This window comes from Marinobacter sp. (genome assembly GCF_046484525.1).
Classification (GTDB): domain Bacteria; phylum Pseudomonadota; class Gammaproteobacteria; order Pseudomonadales; family Oleiphilaceae; genus Marinobacter.
In genome coordinates, this window is the sequence record NZ_JAWOIS010000088.1 from 56,083 (window position 1) to 77,819 (window position 21,737).

A 21,737-nucleotide genomic window follows, 5' to 3' on the forward strand; every position below is an offset into this window, starting at 1 on the left:
GGGCGGTTACTCCGGACGTGCCCGGGTGCTGGCCAGCAGGCTGCGCAGACTCGCCGCCTTGGGCTTGACCAGCCAGAAACGGCCAATATAGTCGTCGAAATTCTCAAGAATGTGCTCCGCCCACTCACTGCCGGTTTCCGCGATATGCTCACGGATAACACCGCGCAGGTGGTTGCGGTAGGACTCCATGTCCTCGCTGGAAATACGCTGGATCTCGACCAGTTCGTGATTGTATTTATCCACAAAGGTGTTGTGCTGGTCCATTACATAGGCAAAGCCACCCGTCATACCGGCACCGAAGTTGTGTCCGGTGTTGCCCAGTACCGTGACCAGACCACCGGTCATGTATTCGCAGCAGTGATCACCGGCACCTTCGACTACCGCGTGGGCACCTGAGTTACGGACCGCGAAACGCTCACCGGCGGTTCCCGCAGCGAACAGCTTGCCTCCGGTGGCACCGTACAGGCAGGTGTTGCCCATAATGGACGTTTCCTGGCTCTTGAAGCCGCTGTTACGGGGCGGGCGGATAACCAGTTTGCCGCCGGTCATGCCCTTGCCGACGTAGTCGTTGGCATCACCTTCAAGGATCAGGTTAAGCCCACCGACGTTCCAGACACCGAAGCTCTGACCAGCCGTACCGGTGAGATCCAGGGTGATCGGAGCATCCACCATGCCCTGGTTCCCGTGCCGCTCGGCAATCTCACCGGACAGGCGGGCACCGATGGAGCGGTCACAGTTGGTGACCTTGTAAGACCAGGCACCACCGGACTTGTTTTCGATGGTTGTCGCCGTGTCCTTGACCATCTGCTCGGCCAGGGTACCACGGTCGAAAGGCTCGTTCCGCTCCACCTGACAGGTCTGAGGCTTGTCCGCCGGAATGCTGTCGTTCTCCAGCAGCCGGGTCAGGTCCAGTTTCTTCTGGCGCTCGGTATCACCCGGCAGACGCTCCAGCAGGTCCACGCGGCCCACCAGCTCTTCCAGGCCGCGGACGCCCAATTTGGCCATCCATTCCCGGGTTTCTTCTGCGACAAAACGGAAGAAGTTCATCGCCATTTCCACCGTGCCCTTGAAGTGCTCTTCACGCAGGTGGTCATTCTGGGTAGCGATACCGGTGGCACAGTTGTTCAGGTGACAGATTCGCAGGTACTTACAACCCAGCGCCACCATCGGCGTGGTACCGAAGCCGAAGCTCTCGGCACCGAGAATGGCACCTTTGACCACGTCCAGGCCGGTCTTGATACCACCGTCAGTCTGCAGGCGGATCTTGCCACGCAGGTCATTCGCGCGCAGCGCCTGCTGGGTTTCGGTCAGGCCCAGTTCCCAGGGGGAGCCGGCATAACGGATGGAAGTCAACGGACTGGCCGCGGTACCACCGTCGTAACCAGACACCGTGATGAGGTCGGCATAGGCCTTGGCTACACCTGCCGCAATAGTACCGACGCCCGGCTCGGACACCAGCTTCACGGAAACCAGAGCCTGCGGATTGACCTGCTTGAGGTCAAAGATCAGCTGCGCCAGGTCCTCGATGGAGTAGATATCGTGGTGCGGCGGCGGCGAAATCAGGGTGACGCCCGGCACGGAATAACGCAGACGGGCAATCAGCTCGTTGACCTTACCGCCCGGCAGCTGCCCGCCCTCACCGGGCTTGGCACCCTGGGCCACCTTGATCTGCATGACATCGGCACTACGCAGGTACTCGGCAGTTACACCAAAGCGACCAGACGCCACCTGTTTGATCTTGGAACGCTTCTCGGTGCCGTAACGGGCCGGATCTTCACCACCTTCACCCGAGTTGGAGCGCCCGCCCAGGGTGTTCATGGCCACCGCCAGGGCTTCATGCGCTTCCGGAGAGAGAGCCCCGAGGGACATCGCCGCGGAATCGAAGCGCGGGAAGATCTTTTCCACCGGCTCGACCTCGGAAATATCAATCGGCTTGAGATCCTTACGGAAGACAAGCAGGTCCCGGAGGGTTGCCACCGGGCGCTCGTTAACCAGGCCGGCATACTCCTTGTAGTGACCGTAATCGCCACTGGTTACCGCTTCCTGCAGCTTGCCGACCACGTCCGGATTGAAGGCATGATATTCCTGGCCGTGAACATACTTGAGAAGGCCGCCCTGGGAGACCGGCTTGCGGGCCTTCCAGGCAACGGACGCCAGCTTTTCCTGGTCTTCCTGGAAGTCGATGAAGCCCGCGCCCCGGATTCGGCTCGGTACGCCCCTGAAGCACAGATCGACAACGTCATCCGCCAGGCCAATTGCCTCAAACAGCTGGGCACCGCGATAGGACGTGATGGTTGAGATGCCCATCTTGGACAGGATCTTCAGCAGGCCCTTGTTGATGCCCTTGCGGTAGTTATTCTTGGCATCGATCGGATCGATCAGCACTTCACCGGTACGAATCAGGTCGTTCAGTACCTGGTAGGACAGGTACGGATAAACCGCCGTGGCGCCGAAACCGAAAAGCACGGCAAAGTGATGCGGATCCCGCGCCCAACCGGTTTCAACAATAATGTTGGAATCGCAGCGCAGACCCTTGCTGACCAGGTGATGATGGACGGCACCGGTCGCCATCAGGGCATTCACCGGCAATTCACCCTCTTTGAGGTCCTTATCGGTCAGGATCAGCAGGACCTTGCCGTCCCGTACCGCCTGCTCCGAGCGATCGCAAACATCGCGAATCGCCTGCTCCAGGCCCAGTTCCGGACGATAGCTCATGGGTATCCGAGCTACTTCGAAACCAGGACGGTCGTTATTGCTGATACGGAGGAACTTGGCCGGAGACAGCACCGGCGTGGTCAGAATGATCCGGTCCGCGTGCTCCGCGGTTTCCTCAAAGACATTCCGTTCCGCCCCGAGGCAGGTCTCGAGGGACATGACGATGGATTCACGCAACGGGTCAATCGGCGGGTTGGTCACCTGCGCGAACTTCTGGCGGAAATAGTCCGCCACATGACGCACCTTGCTGGAGAGTACCGCCATGGGAGTGTCATCCCCCATGGAGCCCACTGCCTCCTGACCGTTCTCGGCCAGCGGGCGAAGCACCTGGTCGCGCTCCTCAAAGGAGATGTTGAACATCTTCTGATGCACCAGAAGCTCGTCGGAATCCATAAGTTTGAATTCCGGAGTATCCTGGTTGAGGGTCGTTTCCACGCGAAGCGCATTTTCACGAAGCCAGCGTTTGTAAGGCTGCGCGGTCTTCAGCCGCTGGTCGATGTCCCTGGTGTGCAGCACCTCTCCGGACTCGGTATCGATCGCCAACATCTGCCCCGGACCGACCCGCCCCTTGGCAACCACATCATCCGGCTCATAGCCGTACGTGCCGATCTCGGATGCCAGGGTGATGAAATCGTCCTTGGTAATGACCCAGCGCGCCGGGCGCAGGCCGTTGCGGTCGAGCATGCACACAGCATAGCGGCCGTCGGACATAACCAGACCCGCGGGACCGTCCCAGGGCTCCATGTGCATGGAGTTGTACTCGTAGAACGCCCGCAGCTCCGTATCCATGGTGTCGACATTCTGCCAGGCGGGCGGAATCATCATGCGTACGGCCCGGAACAGATCGACACCACCGGCCAGCAGCACTTCCAGCATATTGTCCATGCTGGAGGAGTCAGAACCGGTCAGGTTAACCAGCGGCTGCAGAGTCTGCAGGTCAGGCAGGTCCGGCGAGCTGAACTTGGCAGCACGGGCGATTGCCCAGTTCCGGTTGCCGTCGATAGTGTTAATCTCACCGTTATGGGCCAGGTAGCGGAATGGCTGTGCCAGCGGCCACCTGGGCATGGTGTTGGTCGAGAAACGCTGGTGGAACACGCAGATGGCAGTCTGCAGGTCCGGATCACCCAGGTCCTTATAGAAATTCGCCAGATCCGCCGGCATCATCAGGCCCTTGTAGGCCAGGGTACGATGCGAAAGGCTGCAAATATAGAACTCGGAATCATCAGCCATATCGCGCTCGGCGTGGCGACGGCCGATAAAAAGGCTGATCGCAAACTCTTTCTCGGCTTTTCCGGCGGGAATCACGAAAACCTGCTCAATTCGGGGCAGGCAATCCAGTGCCATGGGGCCGAGGCAGCTGTCATCAACCGGTACTTCCCGCCAGCCCATCAGTTCCAGGCCCTGCTCTGTCAGGCGCTTCTCAAGCGCCGCTCGGCCGGCCGCAGCCTTGTTCTCATCCGGGTTCAGGAATACCTGGCCCACGGCAAACATGTCCCCCGGCTCCTTGCCAAAAGCAGCCTTGGCAGCCTTTTTCAAAAATGCATCGGGGCTCTGGATCAGGAGGCCACAACCATCGCCGGTCTTTCCGTCTGCAGCGATACCACCGCGGTGGGTCATGCAGGTCAGCGACTCGATGGCAGTTTGCAGCAACTTGTGGGAGGCCTCGCCCTTCATGTGGGCAATCAGACCGAATCCACAGTTGTCCCTGAATTCATCGGGGTGATACAAACCTGTCATCATAAGCGTTCTCTCGCGTAGAAATGCTTTCCAATCAGAAACTTGCGCACCAAGTTGGTGCATAAACGTACTGACACTGAAAAAAGGGGCCGGCTATTTTACACACGTAGAACTACGTATTCAAACAAGCCTAAAGTTTAGGGGAGAGCAAAACCATTGCAATAGCGCAATAAACTTTACTTTACAGGAATGATTTCGAGCTACCGGGCAATGCGTCCTTCCAGGCGCGCCCCGCAACGTCAGCCACAGAAGGCATCGAGAGTCGCTGCCAGGCTTTCTTTCCGGGCATCCGCTGTCACAAACGCATCACCGATACTGCGCAACAAAACCAGACGGAGAGCGCCGTCCACATTTTTCTTGTCGACCGCCATCAGGCGCATGAAGTCCTCCGGGGTCATCGCTTCTGGAGGCCTTTTCAGCAGCCCGGCGCGCAGGATGATATCAACTGCCCGACGATAGTCTTCACCGGAAATCATCCCCTCGCGGGCCGACAGGTCCGCGGCCATGATCATGCCGGTACCTACCGCCTCACCATGGAGCCAAGTTCCATACCCGGCAAATGTCTCGATAGCGTGGCCAAAGGTATGTCCCAGGTTGAGGATGGCCCGCAGCCCCCCTTCCCTCTCATCAAGTGCCACAACATCTGCCTTGCAGGCACAGGATCGATAGATGGCTTCGGCCAGCGCGTCTGCCTCCAGATCTACCAGGGCATCCATATGGTTTTCCAGCCAGCCCAGAAACTCCGTATCCCGGATGAGGCCGTATTTGATAACCTCTGCCAGCCCGGCAGATACTTCTCGTGGCGGCAGGGTTTGCAGGGTATCGGTATCGATCAGAACCACCTGCGGCTGGTGGAAAGCCCCGATCATATTCTTTCCCAGCGGATGATTGATTCCGGTTTTGCCGCCGACAGAGGAATCCACCTGTGACAGCAGCGTGGTGGGCACCTGGATAAAGGGCACCCCTCTCTGGTAACAGGCCGCCGCGAAACCGGCCATATCCCCGATGACGCCTCCGCCCAGAGCCACCAGCGTAGTCTTCCGGCTATGTCGCTGCTCCAGCAGCGCATCGAAAATCCGATTGAGGGTCTGCCAGTCCTTGAACCTCTCCCCGTCCGGAAGCACGACAGTGTCGACCTGCTTACCGGGGAAACTTTTCCTTATCTTGTCCAAGTACAGGGGAGCCACGGTGTCATTGGTCACGATCATGACTTGGGAGCCGGCAATGTAAGGGGACAGATTGGTACTGCCCAACAGCCCAGATCCGATAATGATCGGGTAGCTTCGCTCACCCAGATCGACGGTGAGCTCACGGAATATCTCAGACATGGTTGCGACCTTCCTTACGCACCTGGCGCCGGTGCCGCGGCGTTCTGGGGTTAATACGATTGATCAGCTGCCGGACGACCAGACGGGGGCTTTTACGGTCCGTGTGCATGACAACGTCGGCAAGCTGCCGGTAGATCGGGTCCCGGACCTCGAACAACCTGCGCAAGACCGCTTCAGGATCATCATTCTGTAACAGCGGCCGGTTCCTGTCCTTGCGGGTACGCTCCACCTGCTGATCAACCGAGGTCTTCAGGTAGACCACGATCGAGTCCCGCTTCAGCAGCGGGTGATTCTCAGGGCGCATCACTGCGCCGCCACCGGTGGCGAGCACGGTCTGGGGCTCAGCAGAAAGCTCTTCAAGCATGGCAGTCTCCCGCTGCCGGAAACCGCCTTCCCCTTCGACGTCAAAAATCCATGGAATGTTGGCGCCGCACCGCTCTTCGATGATCCGGTCGGTATCCAGAAAACGGTAACCCAGCTCCCGCGCCAACATGCGACCGATGGTACTTTTCCCGGCGCCCATGGGGCCAACCAGAACAATGCGTTTGGGCAAAGACATAACTTCCGCTCAACAGAATTCAGGCGGGTGAGAATATCACAAAAAAAGCCGCCGGTTTTAGGCGGCGGCTTTTGACTTCGGCAGGACGATTAGCGGAGCAAATCGCCCTTGATGATTTTCGGCGTGATGAAAATCAACAGTTCGCTGCGCTCGTCAATGTGCTCGGTTCGCTTGAACAGGCGACCCAGGTAGGGAATGTCTCCAAGGAACGGGGTCTTGGTCACCTGGGTGGACACCTCGGACTGGAAGATACCACCGAGAACGACCGTTTCACCGTTGCCAACGAGCACCTGCGTGGTGACTTCATTGGTGTTAATGGACGGGATACCGGCAGTCACCTCGCCACGGGAGTCCTGGTTGACCACCAGATCCATGATGATCTTGTCATCCGGCGTGATCTGTGGAGTCACTTCCAGCGACAGCAATGCTTCCTTAAAGGACACCGAGGTGGCGCCACTGGAAGAGGCCTCCTGATAGGGAATTTCCTCGCCGGACTTGATGGAGGCGGTCTGGCGATCGGCCGTCACGACTCGCGGCTGGGAAACAATTTCGGCCTGACCATCGCTTTCCAGTGCCGACAACTCCAAGTCCACCAGGAAATCATCGCTGCCCCAGCCGATGGCGAAGGAGGATGTGCCCTCACCGCTGACACCCAGATCCACTGACAGCGCATCCGGGAACGAAATGTCACTACTGGTGCCTGCCGCCGCATCGCGAGCCTCCTGCAGGGTACCCTGGGATCCACCAATGGTGAACACGTTGTCGCCGCTCACATCGTAGGCTGCGCCACCCCAGCGAATACCGAGATTTTCCGCCACGTTGGTCTGGGCGCGAACAATCCGCGCTTCAATGGAAACCTGGCGTACCGGCACGTCCCATGTGGACACCAGACGGCGGATTTCCTCGAGCTTCTCGGAAGTCTCACGCACGCTGATAGTATTGGTGCGCACATCCGAGGATACGAAACCGCGGTCGGAGATCAGCTCTTCGTCGGCCTTGATCAGCTCGACGATGTCGGCTGCCTTGGCGTAGTTGACCTGGATGATATCGAGACGAACCGGCGCTAGCTCTGCAATCTGCTTGGTGGTCTCAAGTTCCAGCTTCTCTCGGGCAGCGATTTCGTCTGCCGGGGCAACCAGCAGGACGTTACCGATCTGCCGCTTGTCCAGGCCCTTGGTCTTGAGAATCAGGTCCAGAGCCTGATCCCAAGGTACATTCTGCAGGCGCAGGGTGATGCTGCCACTGACAGTGTCACTGGCAACCAGGTTCAGGCCGGTGAAATCGGCAATCAACTGCAGTACCGAACGCACTTCGATATCCTGGAAATTCAGGGACAGCTTATCTCCGGTGTACGGGAATTTCTCTTCGCGGCGGGCTTCAGCCTCCTGCTCGGTCAGCCTTTCCACACTTATAGTGAACTCGCTGCCGGACTGGTAGGCGATGTAGTCGTAATTGCCTTTGGGACGAATTTCGACCACGGCGTTGCCATCTTCAGTATAGGTGTCTATGCGGGTTACCGGGGTCGCGAAATCGGTAACGTCCAAGCGACGGCGCAGGTTCTCGGGAACCGAAAGCTCAGGCATGGTCAGACGGATCCGGCCACTGAGTTCGGAAAGATCGACCGGTGTGCTGCTGGAACCGAGATTGACGATGACACGGCCCTCGCCATCCTTTCCACGGCGGAAGTCCACGCCGGCAAGAGTGTTGGGAGCGGTAAGCGAGGAAGTGGTGGCCGGAGCCGCTGACCCACTGGTGCCAGCCAATGCCTGCGCCGAGCCTTCACCACCAATGGTCATGACGAGGGAATTGTCCCGGCGAACTGTGTCGTAGGGCACCAGCTCCACGAGATTGAAAATCAGGCGAGTGCGATCTGGAGTTTCCACAACCGTCATGCTCTGCGCGTTACCGCCACCCAGTGGGATGCTCCGGCTGTCCAGACCACTGGTGGTATCACGTAAATCCACGGCGATGCGGGCCGGGCGCTCAATGGTGTAGCCGGAAGGCTCAGGCGGTTGCCCGTCAAACTGGAGAGTTACCTCCAGGCGTTCTCCCGGGAGCGAGGAAAACGACACGTTTTCCAGCATGACCGCATTGGCCAGGCCGGAGAACAACCCCAGAGCAATCACGCCGACGTATACATTGAGTTTTTTGAACATCGCTAGCCTCGACCCCAAACCTTTTTGTTCGTGCATGTTTCTTTCAAATTTCATTGTGCCGCTCCTTAGCCTTGTTCCTCGTCCATAGACAGGGAACGAGGACGCTCGACCCATCCGCCCGAGCCATTCGGAACGATTTCAATCAGTTCGATGCGGGTTTCGTTGACACCGACAATCCGGCCGTAATTCCGGCCAATATAATTGCCGGAACGAACGCGGTGAATACCGCCGGAGCTATCCCGGATAAGTGCGAACAGGTTTCCGGTCGGGCCCTGAAGCGTACCCACCATGCTGAGTTCTTTCAGATCAAAATTCTCCAGCACCTCGCGGGGGCGATCCAGATCCGGCTCGACATCGCTGACTGGCTGATCGTCGACCATGGTCAGTTGGACATCCACCGGCGGCTCAAACGGCGCACGCCGGTCCGCTGCCGAATAGGTAAACGCCTCGTATGCCTTGAATTCCGGCAGTGGCTCTACGTGCCCCCGCGGCTTGGCCCGGGTTTCTGTCATAAACTGATCCAGATCCGAAAAACCGCTCTCCTGGGTACAGGCCGTCAACAAGGACACCAGACACACTCCCAGCCAGGCCTTACCTGCATGCTTTGCTGCCATGCTTACTCTCCAGCCCGGTAGCGGTAGGTACGAGCGACAACCTGCATATCAAGCTGCTCTCCATCTCCGCCTGTTGGTTTGATGGTTAAATCGTGCAGTGTCACGATCCGTGGAAGGCTTGCAACACTGCTCACAAATGACGCCAACTCGTGATAGGTGCCGGAAACCCGGATGTTTATGGGCAACTCGGCATAGAAGTCACGCTGCTGCTCCGGCTGCAATTTGATTTCCTGCAGCGACAGACCGCTGCCAAGCGCGGTGTTTGTGATGTCCTCAAGCAGGCCGGGCACTTCGGTTTCACTGGGCAACTGACGCACCAGCGCGCCAAAGGTTTCCTCCATTTCAGCCATTTGTGCCTTGAACACATCCAGATTGGCTACCTGATAGGCCTTTTCCTCGTATTTCTTGCGCAGTTCCTGTTCGGTTTTCTGCACTCGCTCGAGCTGGGCGTACTGATCCTTGACGAAAAACCAGTACCCGCCACCGACGATCAGTCCGAACACGATCAGGGCAACAATGATCTTGACCGGTGTCGGCCAGATGCCGGCATTGTTGAGGTCCAGATCGTTGACGTCAAATTCATTCAGGTTTTTGAAAGAGTCCGCGAGGCTCATTACTTATCCTCCCCTTCGGGCTCGGGGGTTTTCTGTTTCACAGACAGATTGAACTGGCTGTATCCGGCGCGGCGCTGATCGGCAGCGGCAACATTGGAGAGGTTTGGATCGGCGAACCAGTCTGACTTCTCGAAATCGCGCATGAGGGTGGAAATACGGCTGTTGGACTCGGCCATCCCGACAATCTGGATGTTCTCGTCGGTTTTCTTCAGATCGGTATAGAACAGGCCGTCCGGCAGGGTTCTGACCAGCTCATCGAAGACACGAACAATGACCGGACGCTTACCCTGGAGATCCTGAATAACCTGCATCCTTGCCAGCAACTCGTCACGCTTGCGCTTGAGGTTCTCGATCTCTTTGATCTGGGCATCCAGCTTTTTCGAGGCTGTCTCTATGTAAGCATTACGGGACTGCTGATAGGCAATCCGGTTGTCCATGTCGGTCTTCCAGAGGAACACACCGCCAGCGCCGATAATAGCAGCCGCCAGGATCATGGCCACGAACTGCTTCTGCTTCTCGGCACGCAACTCTTCCCGCCAGGGTCTGAGGTTAATCTTTGCCATCAGTCGAAGCTCCTCATTGCCAGGCCACACGCTATCATCAGTGAGGGTGCATCGTTACTGAGCGCCGATGCGTTAACCCGGGACCCCACGGCCATGTCGGCAAAGGGGTTTGCCACCAACGCGGGCGTTCCGGTCTTTTCCTCCACCATTTCGATCAGGCCCTGGATAGACGCGGTGCCACCTGCAAGTACGACATAATCCACAGCGTTGTACTGACTGGCGCCAAAGAAGAACTGGAGTGCCCGGGCCACCTGCTGAACCACGGCTTCCCGGAAGGGAGTCAGCACCTCGGATTCGTAATCATCAGGCAGGCCGCCCTGCTTCTTGGCAAGCCCGGCCTCTTCGAGCGACAAACCATAGCGGCGCTGGATTTCTTCGGTCAGCTGTTTGCCACCGAAAATCTGTTCGCGGGTGTAGACGGTCGCCCCACCGGCGAGCACGCTCAGCGTGGTCATGGTCGCGCCGATATCGACGATGGCGACTACCAGCTCCTCACCTTGGGAATCGAGCTGTGGCTCGATCAGGGCATAGGCGCGCTCAAGTGCATAGGCTTCCACGTCCACAATCTTGGTGGTAAGACCCGCAATCTCCAGGGCGTCTTCCCGGATATCGACGTTTTCCTTCCGGCACGCCGCCAGCAAGACATCAACCTGATCGGGATTGGTTTCCGATGGCCCCTGTACCTCGAAGTCGATCGCGACTTCATCCAGGGGATAGGGAATGTACTGGTCTGCCTCCAGGGCGATCTGGTCTTCCATCTCGAATTCATTGAGACCGCCATCCATCTGGATCAGCTTGGTGATGACAGCAGAGCCGGAGACAGCCACCGCAACCTGCTTGAGGCTGGTACGGGACTTGGATGCGACGCGCTTGAGAACCTCGCCCACCGCCTCAACATCCGTGATGTTTTTTTCTACCACGGCATTGGCCGGCAACGGCTCCACCGCGTAGCTTTCAACTTTGTACCGGCCGCCCTGTTTTGACAGCTCCAGAAGTTTGACCGAGCTGGAGCTTATATCCACGCCCAGCACTGCACTGGATTTCTTTCCGAACAATCCGAACACGCGCTCACCCTATACCTGGTTACATGCACCCGGTTAAATAACATATGTGATTTTTATGTAAGAGAATTTCTTCTGCTTTCCGTCTACAATGCCTGTTCTTCTTTTTGAGATGCGTTGCTTAACAGCGAAGTGAGTTACTCTTCCTAAAGCAATTTCTCAAATGATAGACCTATATCCAACAGTTGTCAGAAAAAAATGTCTCATTTGCTGCGTACATCCCGTCTTTTTGCCTGGCTGTTTCTAACTGGACTGAGTGTCGCGGTTATTACAGCGTCAGGCTTCTATCTTTATCTTCGTCCCGGCCTGCCTCCCGTTGAGCAGTTACTGGAGATCAAACTCCAGACGCCCCTGAGGGTCTACAGCGAGGACAACAGATTAATAGCAGAATTCGGTGAAAAGAGAAGGGCACCAATCACAATCAAACAGATCCCTACAATTCAGTTACAAGCCTTCATGGCCGCTGAAGACGCCCGCTTTTACGAGCACTTCGGAGTCGATATCAAAGGCCTGATGCGGGCTGTAGTACAATTGGTCTCCACCGGGGAAATCCAGTCCGGCGGCAGCACCATCACGATGCAGGTTGCAAAAAATTACTTTTTGTCACGGGATCGGACCTTTATACGAAAGTTCAACGAGATACTTCTGGCTCTTCAGATAGAACGTGAGCTCGACAAGAATCGAATTTTCGAGCTGTATCTGAACAAGATCTACCTGGGCAACCGGGCCTACGGCATTGCCGCGGCGGCACAAGTGTACTATGACAAACCGGTTAATGAACTGACACTGGCACAAATGGCCATGCTGGCCGGTCTACCCAAGGCCCCTTCAGCCTATAACCCCCTCGCCAACGCCGAGCGCGCCCTGATCCGCCGCAACTGGATCCTCGGGCGCATGCAGGAACTGGGATACATTACCGCTGACGCATATGACCTGGCGGTAAACGCCCCGCTGACCGCAAGTTACAACACGACCGAAGCAGAAGTGGATGCAGACTATGTTGCGGAAATGGCCCGGGCCGAAATGGTGCGCCGGTTTGGCGAGGACGCTTACACCGATGGCTACTCCGTCACCCTGACCGTGGAAGGCGACAAGCAACAGGCGGCAACCGAAGCCCTGCGTGCAGGCCTTGAAGCTTATGACCGCCGCCATGGCTTCCGCGGGCCCATCGGCCAACTCGACCCTTCAGAACTGAAGGAACGCGGGCTTTCCGATCTGGCGCGGAATTACCCGCGAGTCGAGTCTCTGCTACCTGCAATTGTCACCTCGGTCAATGACGATGAACAGCGGGCCGAGGTCTACGTCAGGGGCATCGGGGCAGCCGTCATGCCCCTCGAGACCATGACCTGGGCCAGACGCTACAAGACTGAGGACCTGACCGGACCAGAACCGAAGAAACCCTCCGATGTCGTTGCGATTGGCAACGTGGTGTACGTGAAGCTGCAGACTCCGGCCATGATCGATCCGGACAGCGAAGGCACTGAAGAGCCCCGGATCACCCCGGTCAAGGTAGCCCTGAGCCAGGTACCAAGGGTTGAAGGTGCACTGATCTCTCTCAAAGCAGACACCGGTGCCATCGAAGCACTCGCCGGCGGCTATAGTTTTAACCAGAGCAAGTACAACCGGGCCACCCAGGCTGATCGCCAACCTGGCTCCACCTTCAAGCCGTTCCTGTATCTGACCGCACTCGAGAACGGCATGACCCCGGCAACCATTTACAATGATGCGCCAATCGTGTTCGAGGATTCGGAACTGGAAACCGCCTGGCGCCCGGAGAACTCCTCAGGCCGCTTTGGCGGCCCAACCCGGCTTCGAGAGGCGCTTTATCGCTCGAAGAACCTCGTTTCCGTCCGGCTGTTGCGGGATGTCGGCATCAGGACCACCCTCGAGAACCTGGAACAGCTTCGCATCCCTGTGGACAACATGCCGGACAACCTGTCCCTGGCCCTCGGCAGCGGCCTGATCACCCCCATGCAACTGGCCCGCGCACAGGCAGTGATCGCCAATGGCGGTTTCGACGTGGAACCCTACCTCATCAAAGAAATTCGCGATATGAACGGTGAGGCGATCTATCAGGCTCCGAAAACCATCCTGTGCGAGGACAACTGCGACGACATGGTCGCCGAGCAAGAGCTCACCGAAAAGCCTGAATCGCTGACAGACACTAACCCGAGAGACCTGACGAGCGAGGAATTGACGGACACCCGGGATGACAAATCAGTTCGCATCATGACGCGACTTGCCGATCAACGCTCTGTCTACATTCTGCACTCGATGATGCAGGACGTGATCCGCCGCGGCACTGGCCGCCGGGCGCAAGCCCTTGGCCGCAGCGACATCGCCGGCAAGACCGGGACCACGAACGAGCAGCGGGATACCTGGTTTGCCGGCTTTAACCACAAGGTTGCCACCACTGTGTGGGTGGGTTTCGATCAGCCGGCACCCCTGGGCCGCGGCGAGTATGGGGCCAGTACCGCCCTGCCAATCTGGATCGATTACATGCAGGTCGCACTCAAGAACGAGCCGCCTGCCGTGATGCCCCGCCCGAACGGCATCGTGAACGTGCGCATCAATCCGGAAACCGGCGAACGGGCAAGACCGGGAGAGGAAGGAATATTCGAGCTGTTCAAGGAAGAGGAGGCTCCGCAGGCCCTGACCGCCGAGGACGGCAATGGCGGCGGAACGGACAACGGTGGCAGCGACCTCTCCCGCCAGCTGTTCTGATCCCTTTCTTTAGCGCACAAAAAAACCGGCGGGATCACCGCCGGTTTTTTTTAAATCCCGAGGACAATCAGATGATGTCGTCCATGGACTTGAGCGGATAGTGAGCCGGGTAAGGGTTGCGGGCAACACCGGAATCCACTGCTGCACGGGCAACCGCAGCCGGAACCACCTCCAGCAGACGCACATCCATCGGCTTCGGAATGATGTATTCCTTGCCAAACTCTAATTTGTCTACGCCATAGGCTGCACAGATTTCCTGCGGCACCGGCTCCTTGGCCAGTTCACGAATCGCGTTGACGGCGGCAACCTTCATCTCCTCATTGATCGCGGTGGCACGAACATCCAGCGCTCCACGGAAAATGAACGGGAAGCCCAGCACGTTGTTTACCTGGTTCGGATAGTCGGAACGGCCGGTAGCCATGATGAGGTCATCACGAACCGAACTGGCCAGCTCCGGGCTGATTTCCGGATCAGGATTGGAACAGGCGAAAACGATGGGGTTCGGAGCCATTTTCTTCAATTGCTCGGCTGACAGAAGATCCGGACCGGAGAGACCAACAAAAACATCCGCACCATCAATGGCATCGTCCAGTGTGCGCTTGTCGGTATCGTTGGCGAACATCGCCTTGTACTGGTTGAGATCGTCACGACCAGAGTGGATCACACCCTTACGGTCGAGCATGAAGATGTTCTCAGAGCGAATACCGCAGCTGATCAGCAGCTTCATACAGGCGATAGCGGCCGCACCGGCACCCAGGCACACCACTGTCGCTTCTTCAATTTTTTTGCCCTGCAGCTCAAGGGCATTGATCATGCCGGCTGCAGTCACGATTGCCGTACCGTGCTGATCATCGTGGAAGACGGGCACGTTACACTTTTCGATCAACGCTCGCTCAATCTCGAAGCACTCAGGTGCCTTGATATCTTCAAGGTTGATACCACCAAAGGTATCCGCGATACGCTCAACCGTTTCAATAAACGCCTGCGGGCTTTCGGAATTGACCTCGATATCAAAGACATCAATCCCGGCAAAGCGTTTGAACAGTACGCCCTTGCCTTCCATTACCGGCTTGCTCGCCAGCGGACCCAGGTTACCCAGACCAAGAATCGCGGAACCATCAGAGATGACAGCCACCAGGTTACCCTTGGCGGTGTACTTGTATGCGTTCTCCGGGTCCTTTGCGATCTCGCGGACCGGTTCGGCAACCCCGGGGCTATACGCCAGGGAAAGGTCGCGGGAGGTCTGGGTCGGCTTGGTGATTTCAACACTCAGCTTACCAGGCCGCGGCTTGGCGTGATATTCAAGGGCTGCTTCTTTCAGATCTTGAGACATTGCCACTGTTCCGTTTGTCACGTTTAAAGGTAATGAACCGCTGGAGCCAGGGAGCCTCCCTACCCAGCGGAGCGCGCCATTATGGCCCGCCCGTCGCGAAACGACAAGTGGCACCAGCGCATTTTGTAATCAGTCAATAGGGCTAGTTACGTATATCGTCAAATGCTACACGACGGCAAGTGGCCATAAAAAAAGCGCCCGGAGGCGCTTTTTTGCGTGCAACAGTCGATATCAGGACTTGTTGCCACCGATACGGCCACCGAAACGCTTGTTGAAACGCTCAATACGACCACCGGTGTCCATCACCTTCTGCTTGCCGGTATAGAACGGGTGGCACTGGGAACAAACATCCAGCTGCAGATCGTGGCCAACGGTGGAACGGGTCTTGATGACGTTACCGCAGGAGCAGGTGGCGGTAATGTCTTCGTACTTCGGGTGAATACCTTCTTTCATGGCGAACCTCTTTGGTCATGCCGCTACCCGGTCACGGGGAATCAATCCCTGGCGCCTGGCACCGCATGTTTGAATCAAAGTGAAAGGCGAGGCACAATCATGCCCTGCCGAAAACAGACCGGGGATAATACTTGCAATCCCGGTGACAGGCAAGCCTTACGGGCGCTTCATTCCCTGCCTCGCGGCCACAATACCACCAGGCTGCCGGGTTCGATCCCTAAGTGAAAACCACGACATCACCAAAAATGGAGTCCCGAGTGCCCCGAACCGCACGAATCGCCCTCAACCGCCCATTACGTAGACTGTTTGATTACCTGATCCCTGAAGGCATGCAGGTTACCCGGGGGCAAAGGACGCAGATTCCGTTCGGCCGGCAACAGTTGACCGGCCTGGTGGTGGAAACGGATGTAGAGCCGCCCGAGGGCATCACCCTCAAAACTATCAGCCACGTTCTTGAGGACTGGCAGGCACTTCCAACGGAAACCTTTGAACTTCTGAGTTGGGCCAGCACCTATTACCAGCATCCGCTCGGTGAATGCCTGTTCACCGCACTACCGCCCGCCCTCCGCAGGGGCCGACCGGCCCGGGAAAAAGAGGAAGATAGCTGGACGGCAAAAAGCTCGGGCAGTGAATTACCGGCCAATGCCCACCGTCAGAAAGCCCTGTTGCGATGGCTGAGCCAGCAACCGACTCCCGCCAGTACCGGCGCCATTATCAAGGCCGGGTTTACCCGTGCCCAGGTTAACGGCCTGGCGGGGAAGCAGCTGATTGAGAAAGCGCAGCAAAACGATAACCTGGCAGCCTCAGCTGAATCTCCGGACCTTCGCCCCACTCTGACACCCGCCCAACAGCGTGCGGCAAGCCAGCTTCCCTCAGACCCGACAGGCTTTGATGCCACCTTGTTGTACGGGATCACCGGAAGCGGCAAAACCGAAATCTACCTCCACTATCTCAAGGAGCGCCTGACCGACAATGGCCAGGCTTTGGTACTGGTACCGGAAATCAACTTGACCCCGCAAACCGTTGCCCGTTTCCGGCATTACTTCGGGGACCGCATCGTGGTCTGGCATTCGGCGCTGAATGACAGCGAACGATTGAATACCTGGCTCAAGGTCCGCCGCGGCCAACCGGTCATCCTGATCGGCACCCGGTCCGCCGTGCTGCTGCCATTCACCGGCCTGGAAACCATCATCGTCGACGAAGAGCACGACAGTTCCTACAAGCAGGGCGAGGGCTTCCGTTATTCAGGCCGGGACCTGGCGGTTTACCGGGCCCACCTGAACCAGTGCCCGATCATACTGGGCTCTGCCACTCCATCCCTGGAGTCCTACCACAATGCCCGCCAGGGCAAGTACCGACTTGCACGACTGGAGGAACGAGCGAAAAAGGCGGTACCGCCCACCCTCAGCCTGCTCGATATCCGCAGTCGTCCGCTGGAAGGAGGCCTCTCCCGTCCTGCGCTAAACGCTATTCGGGAGACCCTCGACAAGGGAGAGCAGGCCCTGGTGTTCGTGAACCGCCGCGGCTATGCCCCGGTCATGATGTGTTTTGACTGTGGCCACATGGTCGAATGCCCCCGCTGCGACACACGGCTGACCTACCATCGCCGGGACCGCGCCATGCGCTGCCACCACTGCGACTACCAGGCGGCCGCCACCAGCCATTGCCCGAAGTGCCAGAGCGAGGCATTCAAGCCGGTTGGTCAGGGCACCGAGCGGACCGAAGACACACTTGCCGAAGCTTTCCCGGCAGTGCCGGTGGTTCGGGTCGACCGGGACAGCACCCAAAGAAAAGGCAGCATCCAGGCCATCCTCGACAAGGTAAACAGCGGCGCCCCCTGCGTACTGGTCGGAACCCAGATGCTCGCCAAGGGCCACGACTTCCCGAATGTGACGCTTGTGGTGGTCGTGAATGCCGACGGCGGGTTGTTCAGTGTCGATTTCCGCGCACCCGAGCAGCTCATACAGACCCTGCTCCAGGTCAGCGGCCGGGCCGGCCGCGGTGACAAAGCAGGCAAGGTGCTGATCCAGACCTGCCACAGCGATCACCCGCTGCTCCAATCACTATGCACCGAGGACTACCTGAGCATTGCCGACCAGCTGATGGCGGAACGGGAGCAGGGCCAGTTCCCACCGTTCCGGCACATGGCCATCTTCCGCGCCGAAGCCGACGCAATGCAGAGCAGTCTGGAACTCCTGGACGCTATCAAACCCTCTGCCTCCAGCCCCGGCATCGAAACCTGGGGCCCCCTGCCCGCCCTGATCGCCCGCCGCGCCGACCGTCACCGCGCCCAACTGATTCTGCTCAGCAGTCAGAGGGGCCGGCTCAATGCCGTTCTTGCCCGCATTTGCCAGCACCTGGACCAGCAGAAGCTTCCGCCAATGGTAAAATGGATGGTAGATGTGGATCCGATGGACATTGGGTAACAACTTCACCTACGGCTGCATCACTCGGAATTTTCCAAGTTTTCGTGACAGGAATGGATATCATCCCGGATAAATCTTAAAAAGCCCGGCCCCAGCGCCGAGCTTTTTGCTTACATCCAAACTTTCCGCGATAATAACCGCCTTCTGTTTCCATCGGGCTCCCTGCCCTGACACCCATTCTCCAGTAAACCGAGTCATCTGACAGCATGAAAGAGACCGTTTCCGAGCTGCTCCAGTCTGCGCTGGCGGCGCTGCAATCTGAAGGCACCCTGCCCGCGGACCAGACTTTTACCCCGCAAGTAGGCAACACCAAGGACAAGGCCCACGGCGATTACGCCTGCAACATTGCCCTGGTTGCTTCCAAGGCCGCAGGCTGCCCGCCACGGCAACTGGCGGAGGCTCTGGTGGACCGTTTGCCGGAGAGCAAGGCGGTGGCCAAGGTGGAGATTGCCGGGCCCGGCTTCATTAACTTTTTCATGAGCACGGCCAGCGCATTCGAGATCGTGGAAACCGTCCTGAGCGAGGCGGACCGGTTTGGCCGCAACGACAGCGGCAAAGGCGAGAAGGTGCAGGTGGAGTTTGTCTCCGCCAACCCCACCGGCCCCCTGCACGTAGGACATGGCCGTGGTGCAGCCATTGGTGACAGCCTGTGCCGGCTGCTGGAAGCGAATGGCTACAAGGTCACCCGCGAGTTCTACTACAACGATGCCGGCGCCCAGATAAACAACCTGGCACTGTCTGTCCAGTCCCGTGCCAGGGGCCTGACACCTGACGATGACAACTGGCCGGCTGACGGTTACCGCGGCGACTACATTATTGATGTAGCGAAGTCCTACCTGGCGGGTGAAACTGTGACTGCCGACGACCGTGAAGTTACCGGCAAGGGCGACCCGGAAGACCTGGATGCCATCCGCGAGTTTGCGGTGGCCTACCTGCGCCGGGAGCAGGACCTGGATCTGAAGGCCTTCGGCGTGCACTTTGACGTCTATTTCCTCGAATCCTCCCTGTACGAGGACGGCAAGGTCGAAGCCATCGTCAAACGCCTGGAGGAGAATGGCTACACCTACGAACAGGACGGCGCCATGTGGCTGCGCACCACCGAGTTCGGTGATGACAAGGATCGCGTGATGCGCAAGAAGGATGGCGGCTACACCTACTTCCTGCCGGATGTCGCCTACCATCTCGACAAGTGGCAGCGGGGTTTCACCACCGTCATCAACGAACAGGGCGCAGACCACCACTCCACCGTCACCCGGGTCAGGGCCGGCCTCCAGGCACTGAAGGCCGGTATCCCCCAGGGATGGCCCGATTACGTGCTGCACCAGATGGTCATGGTCACCCGCTCCGGCCAGGAAGTGAAGATTTCCAAGCGTGCCGGCAGCTACGTCACTGTACGCGACCTGATCGACGAAGTCGGCCGGGATGCCACCCGGTTCTTCCTGGCGGCACGCCGGGTCGACTCACAGTTGACCTTCGATATCGATCTGGCCCGCTCCCAGACCAATGAAAACCCGGTCTATTACATCCAGTATGCCCATGCCCGGATTTGCAGCGTGCTGCGCAAACTCGCAGACGAAGGCGTTCACCGCGACCGCCACGATTGCGTGGGCGACCTGTCCATTCTGACCCTGGATGAGGAAAAGGACCTTGCCAACCAGCTGGCGAAATACCCGGAACTGGTTACCAACGCCGCCGCCCAGCGCGAGCCGCACCACGTGGCCCACTACCTGCGCGAGTTGGCCGGACAGTTCCACACCTATTACAACGCGCACAAGGTATTGATTGAAAATACCGCCCTGCGGGATGCACGCCTGAGCCTGTACCTCGCGGTTCGCCAGGTACTCGAAAACGGCCTGGACCTGCTGGGCGTCAGCGCACCGGAAGTAATGTAAGACAACCCAATGGCCCGAGACTACGCCCCCAAAGACCGGCCCAGCCGGTCTTCCGCCCCCCCCAGGAAAGCGACTGCGAAGCCGGCACGCTCGAAACAGCGTGCCCGGCCTGCCGCACCGGCACACCGCCAGCAAGGAGGCCTGTCATTGAAATGGATTCTGTCTCTGGCGGCAGTGGGCGGCTTTATCGGGTTTATTGTGTATCTCAACTCCGTGCCGACCACCAGCCAGCAACCCAAGGCACCGGTACAGGAGCAAAAACCGATACAGAAGGCACCGGCGACGGCCACCCAGGAAGAAAAGAAGCAGAATTTCCGTTTCTACGAAATGCTGCCGGAATCCGAGGTGGTGCCACCCAAGGTGGAAGAGTACAACCCCTCCCCGACCAAGCAGAACTTTGATTACCTGGTGCAGTCCGGCTCCTTCCGCAGCCGTGAAGACGCCGAACGCCAACGGGCCCAGATTGCCTTTCTGGGATTGCGTGCCAGCGTCCAGCGGATCAACCTGGACAATGGTTCAATCTGGTACCGGGTAAATGTCGGGCCGTTCACCTCCCGCAGCCAGATGAACTCGGCGATCGACAAACTGGTTTCGCTGAACATCCAGCCTTTGATTCGGAAGATTCCCAAAGAGGGCTGACCTCTTCTGTTGGTGGAAGCACCTTCCGGGGATGTGATTCCGAAACACGCTGTGAATACGTCCCTGTGCGCTCCGCTCCGCCATCCATGGCTCCGCAGGGTTTCGGAATCACATCCCCGAAAGGCGCCCATAATTCTGCTGCTCCTCGAAATCACCGCGGCCTACTCATCAGCTTGGGGCCGGGTTCGGTATGCAGCCATCCAAAACTGTGCGGAGCCAAGGATGGCGGAGCTCAAGCGCCACATGGACGTGCCGCAAGGAGCGTGTTTTGGAGGGCTGCATACCGAACCCGGCCTTCCACCGAAACTCAGACTCTTGAATTCTCCGCCACTGCCTCCATTACTTCGGAATACCAATTTCAAACAGGCAATTGGAGCCCCAATGACTACCATTCTCTCTGTCCGGCGAGACGACGAAGTCGCCATGGGCGGCGACGGCCAGGTTTCCCTTGGCAACACCGTGATGAAAGGCAACGCCCGCAAGGTACGCCGTCTCTATAACGGCCAGGTGATTGCCGGCTTTGCCGGAGGTACCGCGGACGCTTTTACCTTGTTCGAACGATTCGAAGCACAACTGGAAAAACACCAGGGCAACCTGACCCGGGCTGCGGTTGAGCTTGCAAAGGACTGGCGAACGGACCGGGCCCTCAGGAAGCTCGAAGCCCTGTTGGCAGTAGCGGACAAGACCGCCTCGCTGATCATTACCGGCAATGGTGATGTCATCGAGCCCGAACAGGGCCTGATCGCCATTGGCTCCGGCGGCCCCTTTGCCCAGGCATCAGCCCGCGCCCTGCTCGAGAATACCGAGCTGTCCGCCCATGAGATTGTGGAAAAAGGCCTGAATATCGCGGCCGACATCTGTATCTACACCAACCACAATCGCACCGTTGAAGTGCTACCCACCAAAGATTGATCCGGAGCGAC

The 21,737-nt window shown here is 58.3% G+C and carries 15 protein-coding genes; 5 read left to right on the plus strand and 10 right to left on the minus strand.

The features are described from left to right. Window positions 1-6: 6 nt before the first annotated feature. From gltB to R6W86_RS17575, 8 genes are all read right to left on the minus strand, one after another. Entirely contained in the window at window positions 7-4,455 is a 4,449-nt protein-coding gene (gene gltB / locus R6W86_RS17540) for a glutamate synthase large subunit (protein WP_410330632.1), read from the minus strand. A 236-nt stretch (window positions 4,456-4,691) separates the two neighbouring features. Continuing rightward, window positions 4,692-5,780, minus strand: coding sequence for a 3-dehydroquinate synthase (gene aroB / locus R6W86_RS17545; protein WP_410330633.1), 1,089 nt, complete (start codon window positions 5,778-5,780; stop codon window positions 4,692-4,694). After that, window positions 5,773-6,339 carry a shikimate kinase AroK gene (gene aroK / locus R6W86_RS17550; protein WP_410330634.1) on the minus strand — a complete coding sequence of 189 codons (567 nt, stop codon included), beginning with the start codon at window positions 6,337-6,339 and terminating at the stop codon, window positions 5,773-5,775. Before aroK ends, aroB begins: the two co-directional genes overlap by 8 nt. Before the next feature lie 89 nt (window positions 6,340-6,428). Beyond that, the gene (gene pilQ, locus R6W86_RS17555; protein WP_410330654.1) at window positions 6,429-8,495 is read right to left on the minus strand and encodes a type IV pilus secretin PilQ; all 2,067 of its coding nucleotides are present in this window, start codon (window positions 8,493-8,495) and stop codon (window positions 6,429-6,431) included. A gap of 65 nt (window positions 8,496-8,560) precedes the next feature. Then, window positions 8,561-9,109 carry a pilus assembly protein PilP gene (locus R6W86_RS17560; RefSeq protein ID WP_410330635.1) on the minus strand — a complete coding sequence of 183 codons (549 nt, stop codon included), beginning with the start codon at window positions 9,107-9,109 and terminating at the stop codon, window positions 8,561-8,563. Between the two features lie 2 nt (window positions 9,110-9,111). Beyond that, on the minus strand, window positions 9,112-9,723 hold the full coding sequence (locus R6W86_RS17565) for a type 4a pilus biogenesis protein PilO (RefSeq protein WP_410330636.1): 612 nt from the start codon (window positions 9,721-9,723) through the stop codon (window positions 9,112-9,114). Continuing rightward, window positions 9,723-10,286, minus strand: a complete 564-nt coding sequence (locus tag R6W86_RS17570) for a PilN domain-containing protein (RefSeq protein ID WP_410330637.1) — start codon at window positions 10,284-10,286, stop codon at window positions 9,723-9,725. The genes R6W86_RS17565 and R6W86_RS17570 overlap by 1 nt, the downstream gene beginning before the upstream one ends. Continuing rightward, a complete protein-coding gene (locus R6W86_RS17575; protein WP_410330638.1) occupies window positions 10,286-11,350 on the minus strand; it encodes a pilus assembly protein PilM in 1,065 nt (354 codons plus the stop codon). Before R6W86_RS17575 ends, R6W86_RS17570 begins: the two co-directional genes overlap by 1 nt. Before the next feature lie 195 nt (window positions 11,351-11,545). Between R6W86_RS17575 and R6W86_RS17580 the strand changes: the two genes are divergently transcribed. After that, entirely contained in the window at window positions 11,546-14,071 is a 2,526-nt protein-coding gene (locus tag R6W86_RS17580) for a penicillin-binding protein 1A (RefSeq protein ID WP_410330639.1), read from the plus strand. A 67-nt stretch (window positions 14,072-14,138) separates the two neighbouring features. Here the strand turns inward: R6W86_RS17580 and R6W86_RS17585 are convergent, their stop codons facing one another. Next, window positions 14,139-15,404 carry a malic enzyme-like NAD(P)-binding protein gene (locus tag R6W86_RS17585; RefSeq protein ID WP_410330640.1) on the minus strand — a complete coding sequence of 422 codons (1,266 nt, stop codon included), beginning with the start codon at window positions 15,402-15,404 and terminating at the stop codon, window positions 14,139-14,141. Between the two features lie 231 nt (window positions 15,405-15,635). Next, a complete protein-coding gene (gene rpmE / locus R6W86_RS17590) occupies window positions 15,636-15,857 on the minus strand; it encodes a 50S ribosomal protein L31 (protein WP_410330641.1) in 222 nt (73 codons plus the stop codon). A gap of 245 nt (window positions 15,858-16,102) precedes the next feature. Here rpmE and R6W86_RS17595 point away from each other — a divergent pair, with 245 nt between their 5' ends. The 4 genes from R6W86_RS17595 (at window position 16,103) to hslV (ending at window position 21,726) form a co-directional block, all read left to right on the plus strand. Further along, a complete protein-coding gene (locus R6W86_RS17595; RefSeq protein ID WP_410330642.1) occupies window positions 16,103-18,283 on the plus strand; it encodes a primosomal protein N' in 2,181 nt (726 codons plus the stop codon). Between the two features lie 206 nt (window positions 18,284-18,489). Then, window positions 18,490-20,175 (plus strand): arginine--tRNA ligase, encoded by a 1,686-nt coding sequence (gene argS / locus R6W86_RS17600; protein ID WP_410330643.1) that lies wholly within the window; start codon window positions 18,490-18,492, stop codon window positions 20,173-20,175. A gap of 9 nt (window positions 20,176-20,184) precedes the next feature. Then, the gene (locus R6W86_RS17605; protein WP_410330644.1) at window positions 20,185-20,814 is read left to right on the plus strand and encodes an SPOR domain-containing protein; all 630 of its coding nucleotides are present in this window, start codon (window positions 20,185-20,187) and stop codon (window positions 20,812-20,814) included. 381 nt (window positions 20,815-21,195) lie between these two features. Further along, entirely contained in the window at window positions 21,196-21,726 is a 531-nt protein-coding gene (hslV, locus tag R6W86_RS17610; RefSeq protein ID WP_410330645.1) for an ATP-dependent protease subunit HslV, read from the plus strand. The last annotated feature ends 11 nt before the right edge of the window (window positions 21,727-21,737 follow it).

Bases quoted from the DNA above. Each gene is read 5' to 3' on its own strand.
- R6W86_RS17595 (WP_410330642.1), top strand. From the start codon at position 16,103: ATGGAGTCCCGAGTGCCCCGAACCGCACGAATCGCCCTCAACCGCCCA.
- rpmE (WP_410330641.1), bottom strand. From the start codon at position 15,857: ATGAAAGAAGGTATTCACCCGAAGTACGAAGACATTACCGCCACCTGC.
- R6W86_RS17570 (WP_410330637.1), bottom strand. From the start codon at position 10,286: ATGGCAAAGATTAACCTCAGACCCTGGCGGGAAGAGTTGCGTGCCGAG.
- aroK (WP_410330634.1), bottom strand. From the start codon at position 6,339: ATGTCTTTGCCCAAACGCATTGTTCTGGTTGGCCCCATGGGCGCCGGG.
- aroB (WP_410330633.1), bottom strand. From the start codon at position 5,780: ATGTCTGAGATATTCCGTGAGCTCACCGTCGATCTGGGTGAGCGAAGC.
- R6W86_RS17585 (WP_410330640.1), bottom strand. From the start codon at position 15,404: ATGTCTCAAGATCTGAAAGAAGCAGCCCTTGAATATCACGCCAAGCCG.
- pilQ (WP_410330654.1), bottom strand. From the start codon at position 8,495: ATGTTCAAAAAACTCAATGTATACGTCGGCGTGATTGCTCTGGGGTTG.
- R6W86_RS17605 (WP_410330644.1), top strand. From the start codon at position 20,185: ATGGCCCGAGACTACGCCCCCAAAGACCGGCCCAGCCGGTCTTCCGCC.
- R6W86_RS17560 (WP_410330635.1), bottom strand. From the start codon at position 9,109: ATGGCAGCAAAGCATGCAGGTAAGGCCTGGCTGGGAGTGTGTCTGGTG.
- R6W86_RS17580 (WP_410330639.1), top strand. From the start codon at position 11,546: ATGTCTCATTTGCTGCGTACATCCCGTCTTTTTGCCTGGCTGTTTCTA.
- argS (WP_410330643.1), top strand. From the start codon at position 18,490: ATGAAAGAGACCGTTTCCGAGCTGCTCCAGTCTGCGCTGGCGGCGCTG.
- gltB (WP_410330632.1), bottom strand. From the start codon at position 4,455: ATGATGACAGGTTTGTATCACCCCGATGAATTCAGGGACAACTGTGGA.
- R6W86_RS17565 (WP_410330636.1), bottom strand. From the start codon at position 9,723: ATGAGCCTCGCGGACTCTTTCAAAAACCTGAATGAATTTGACGTCAAC.
- hslV (WP_410330645.1), top strand. From the start codon at position 21,196: ATGACTACCATTCTCTCTGTCCGGCGAGACGACGAAGTCGCCATGGGC.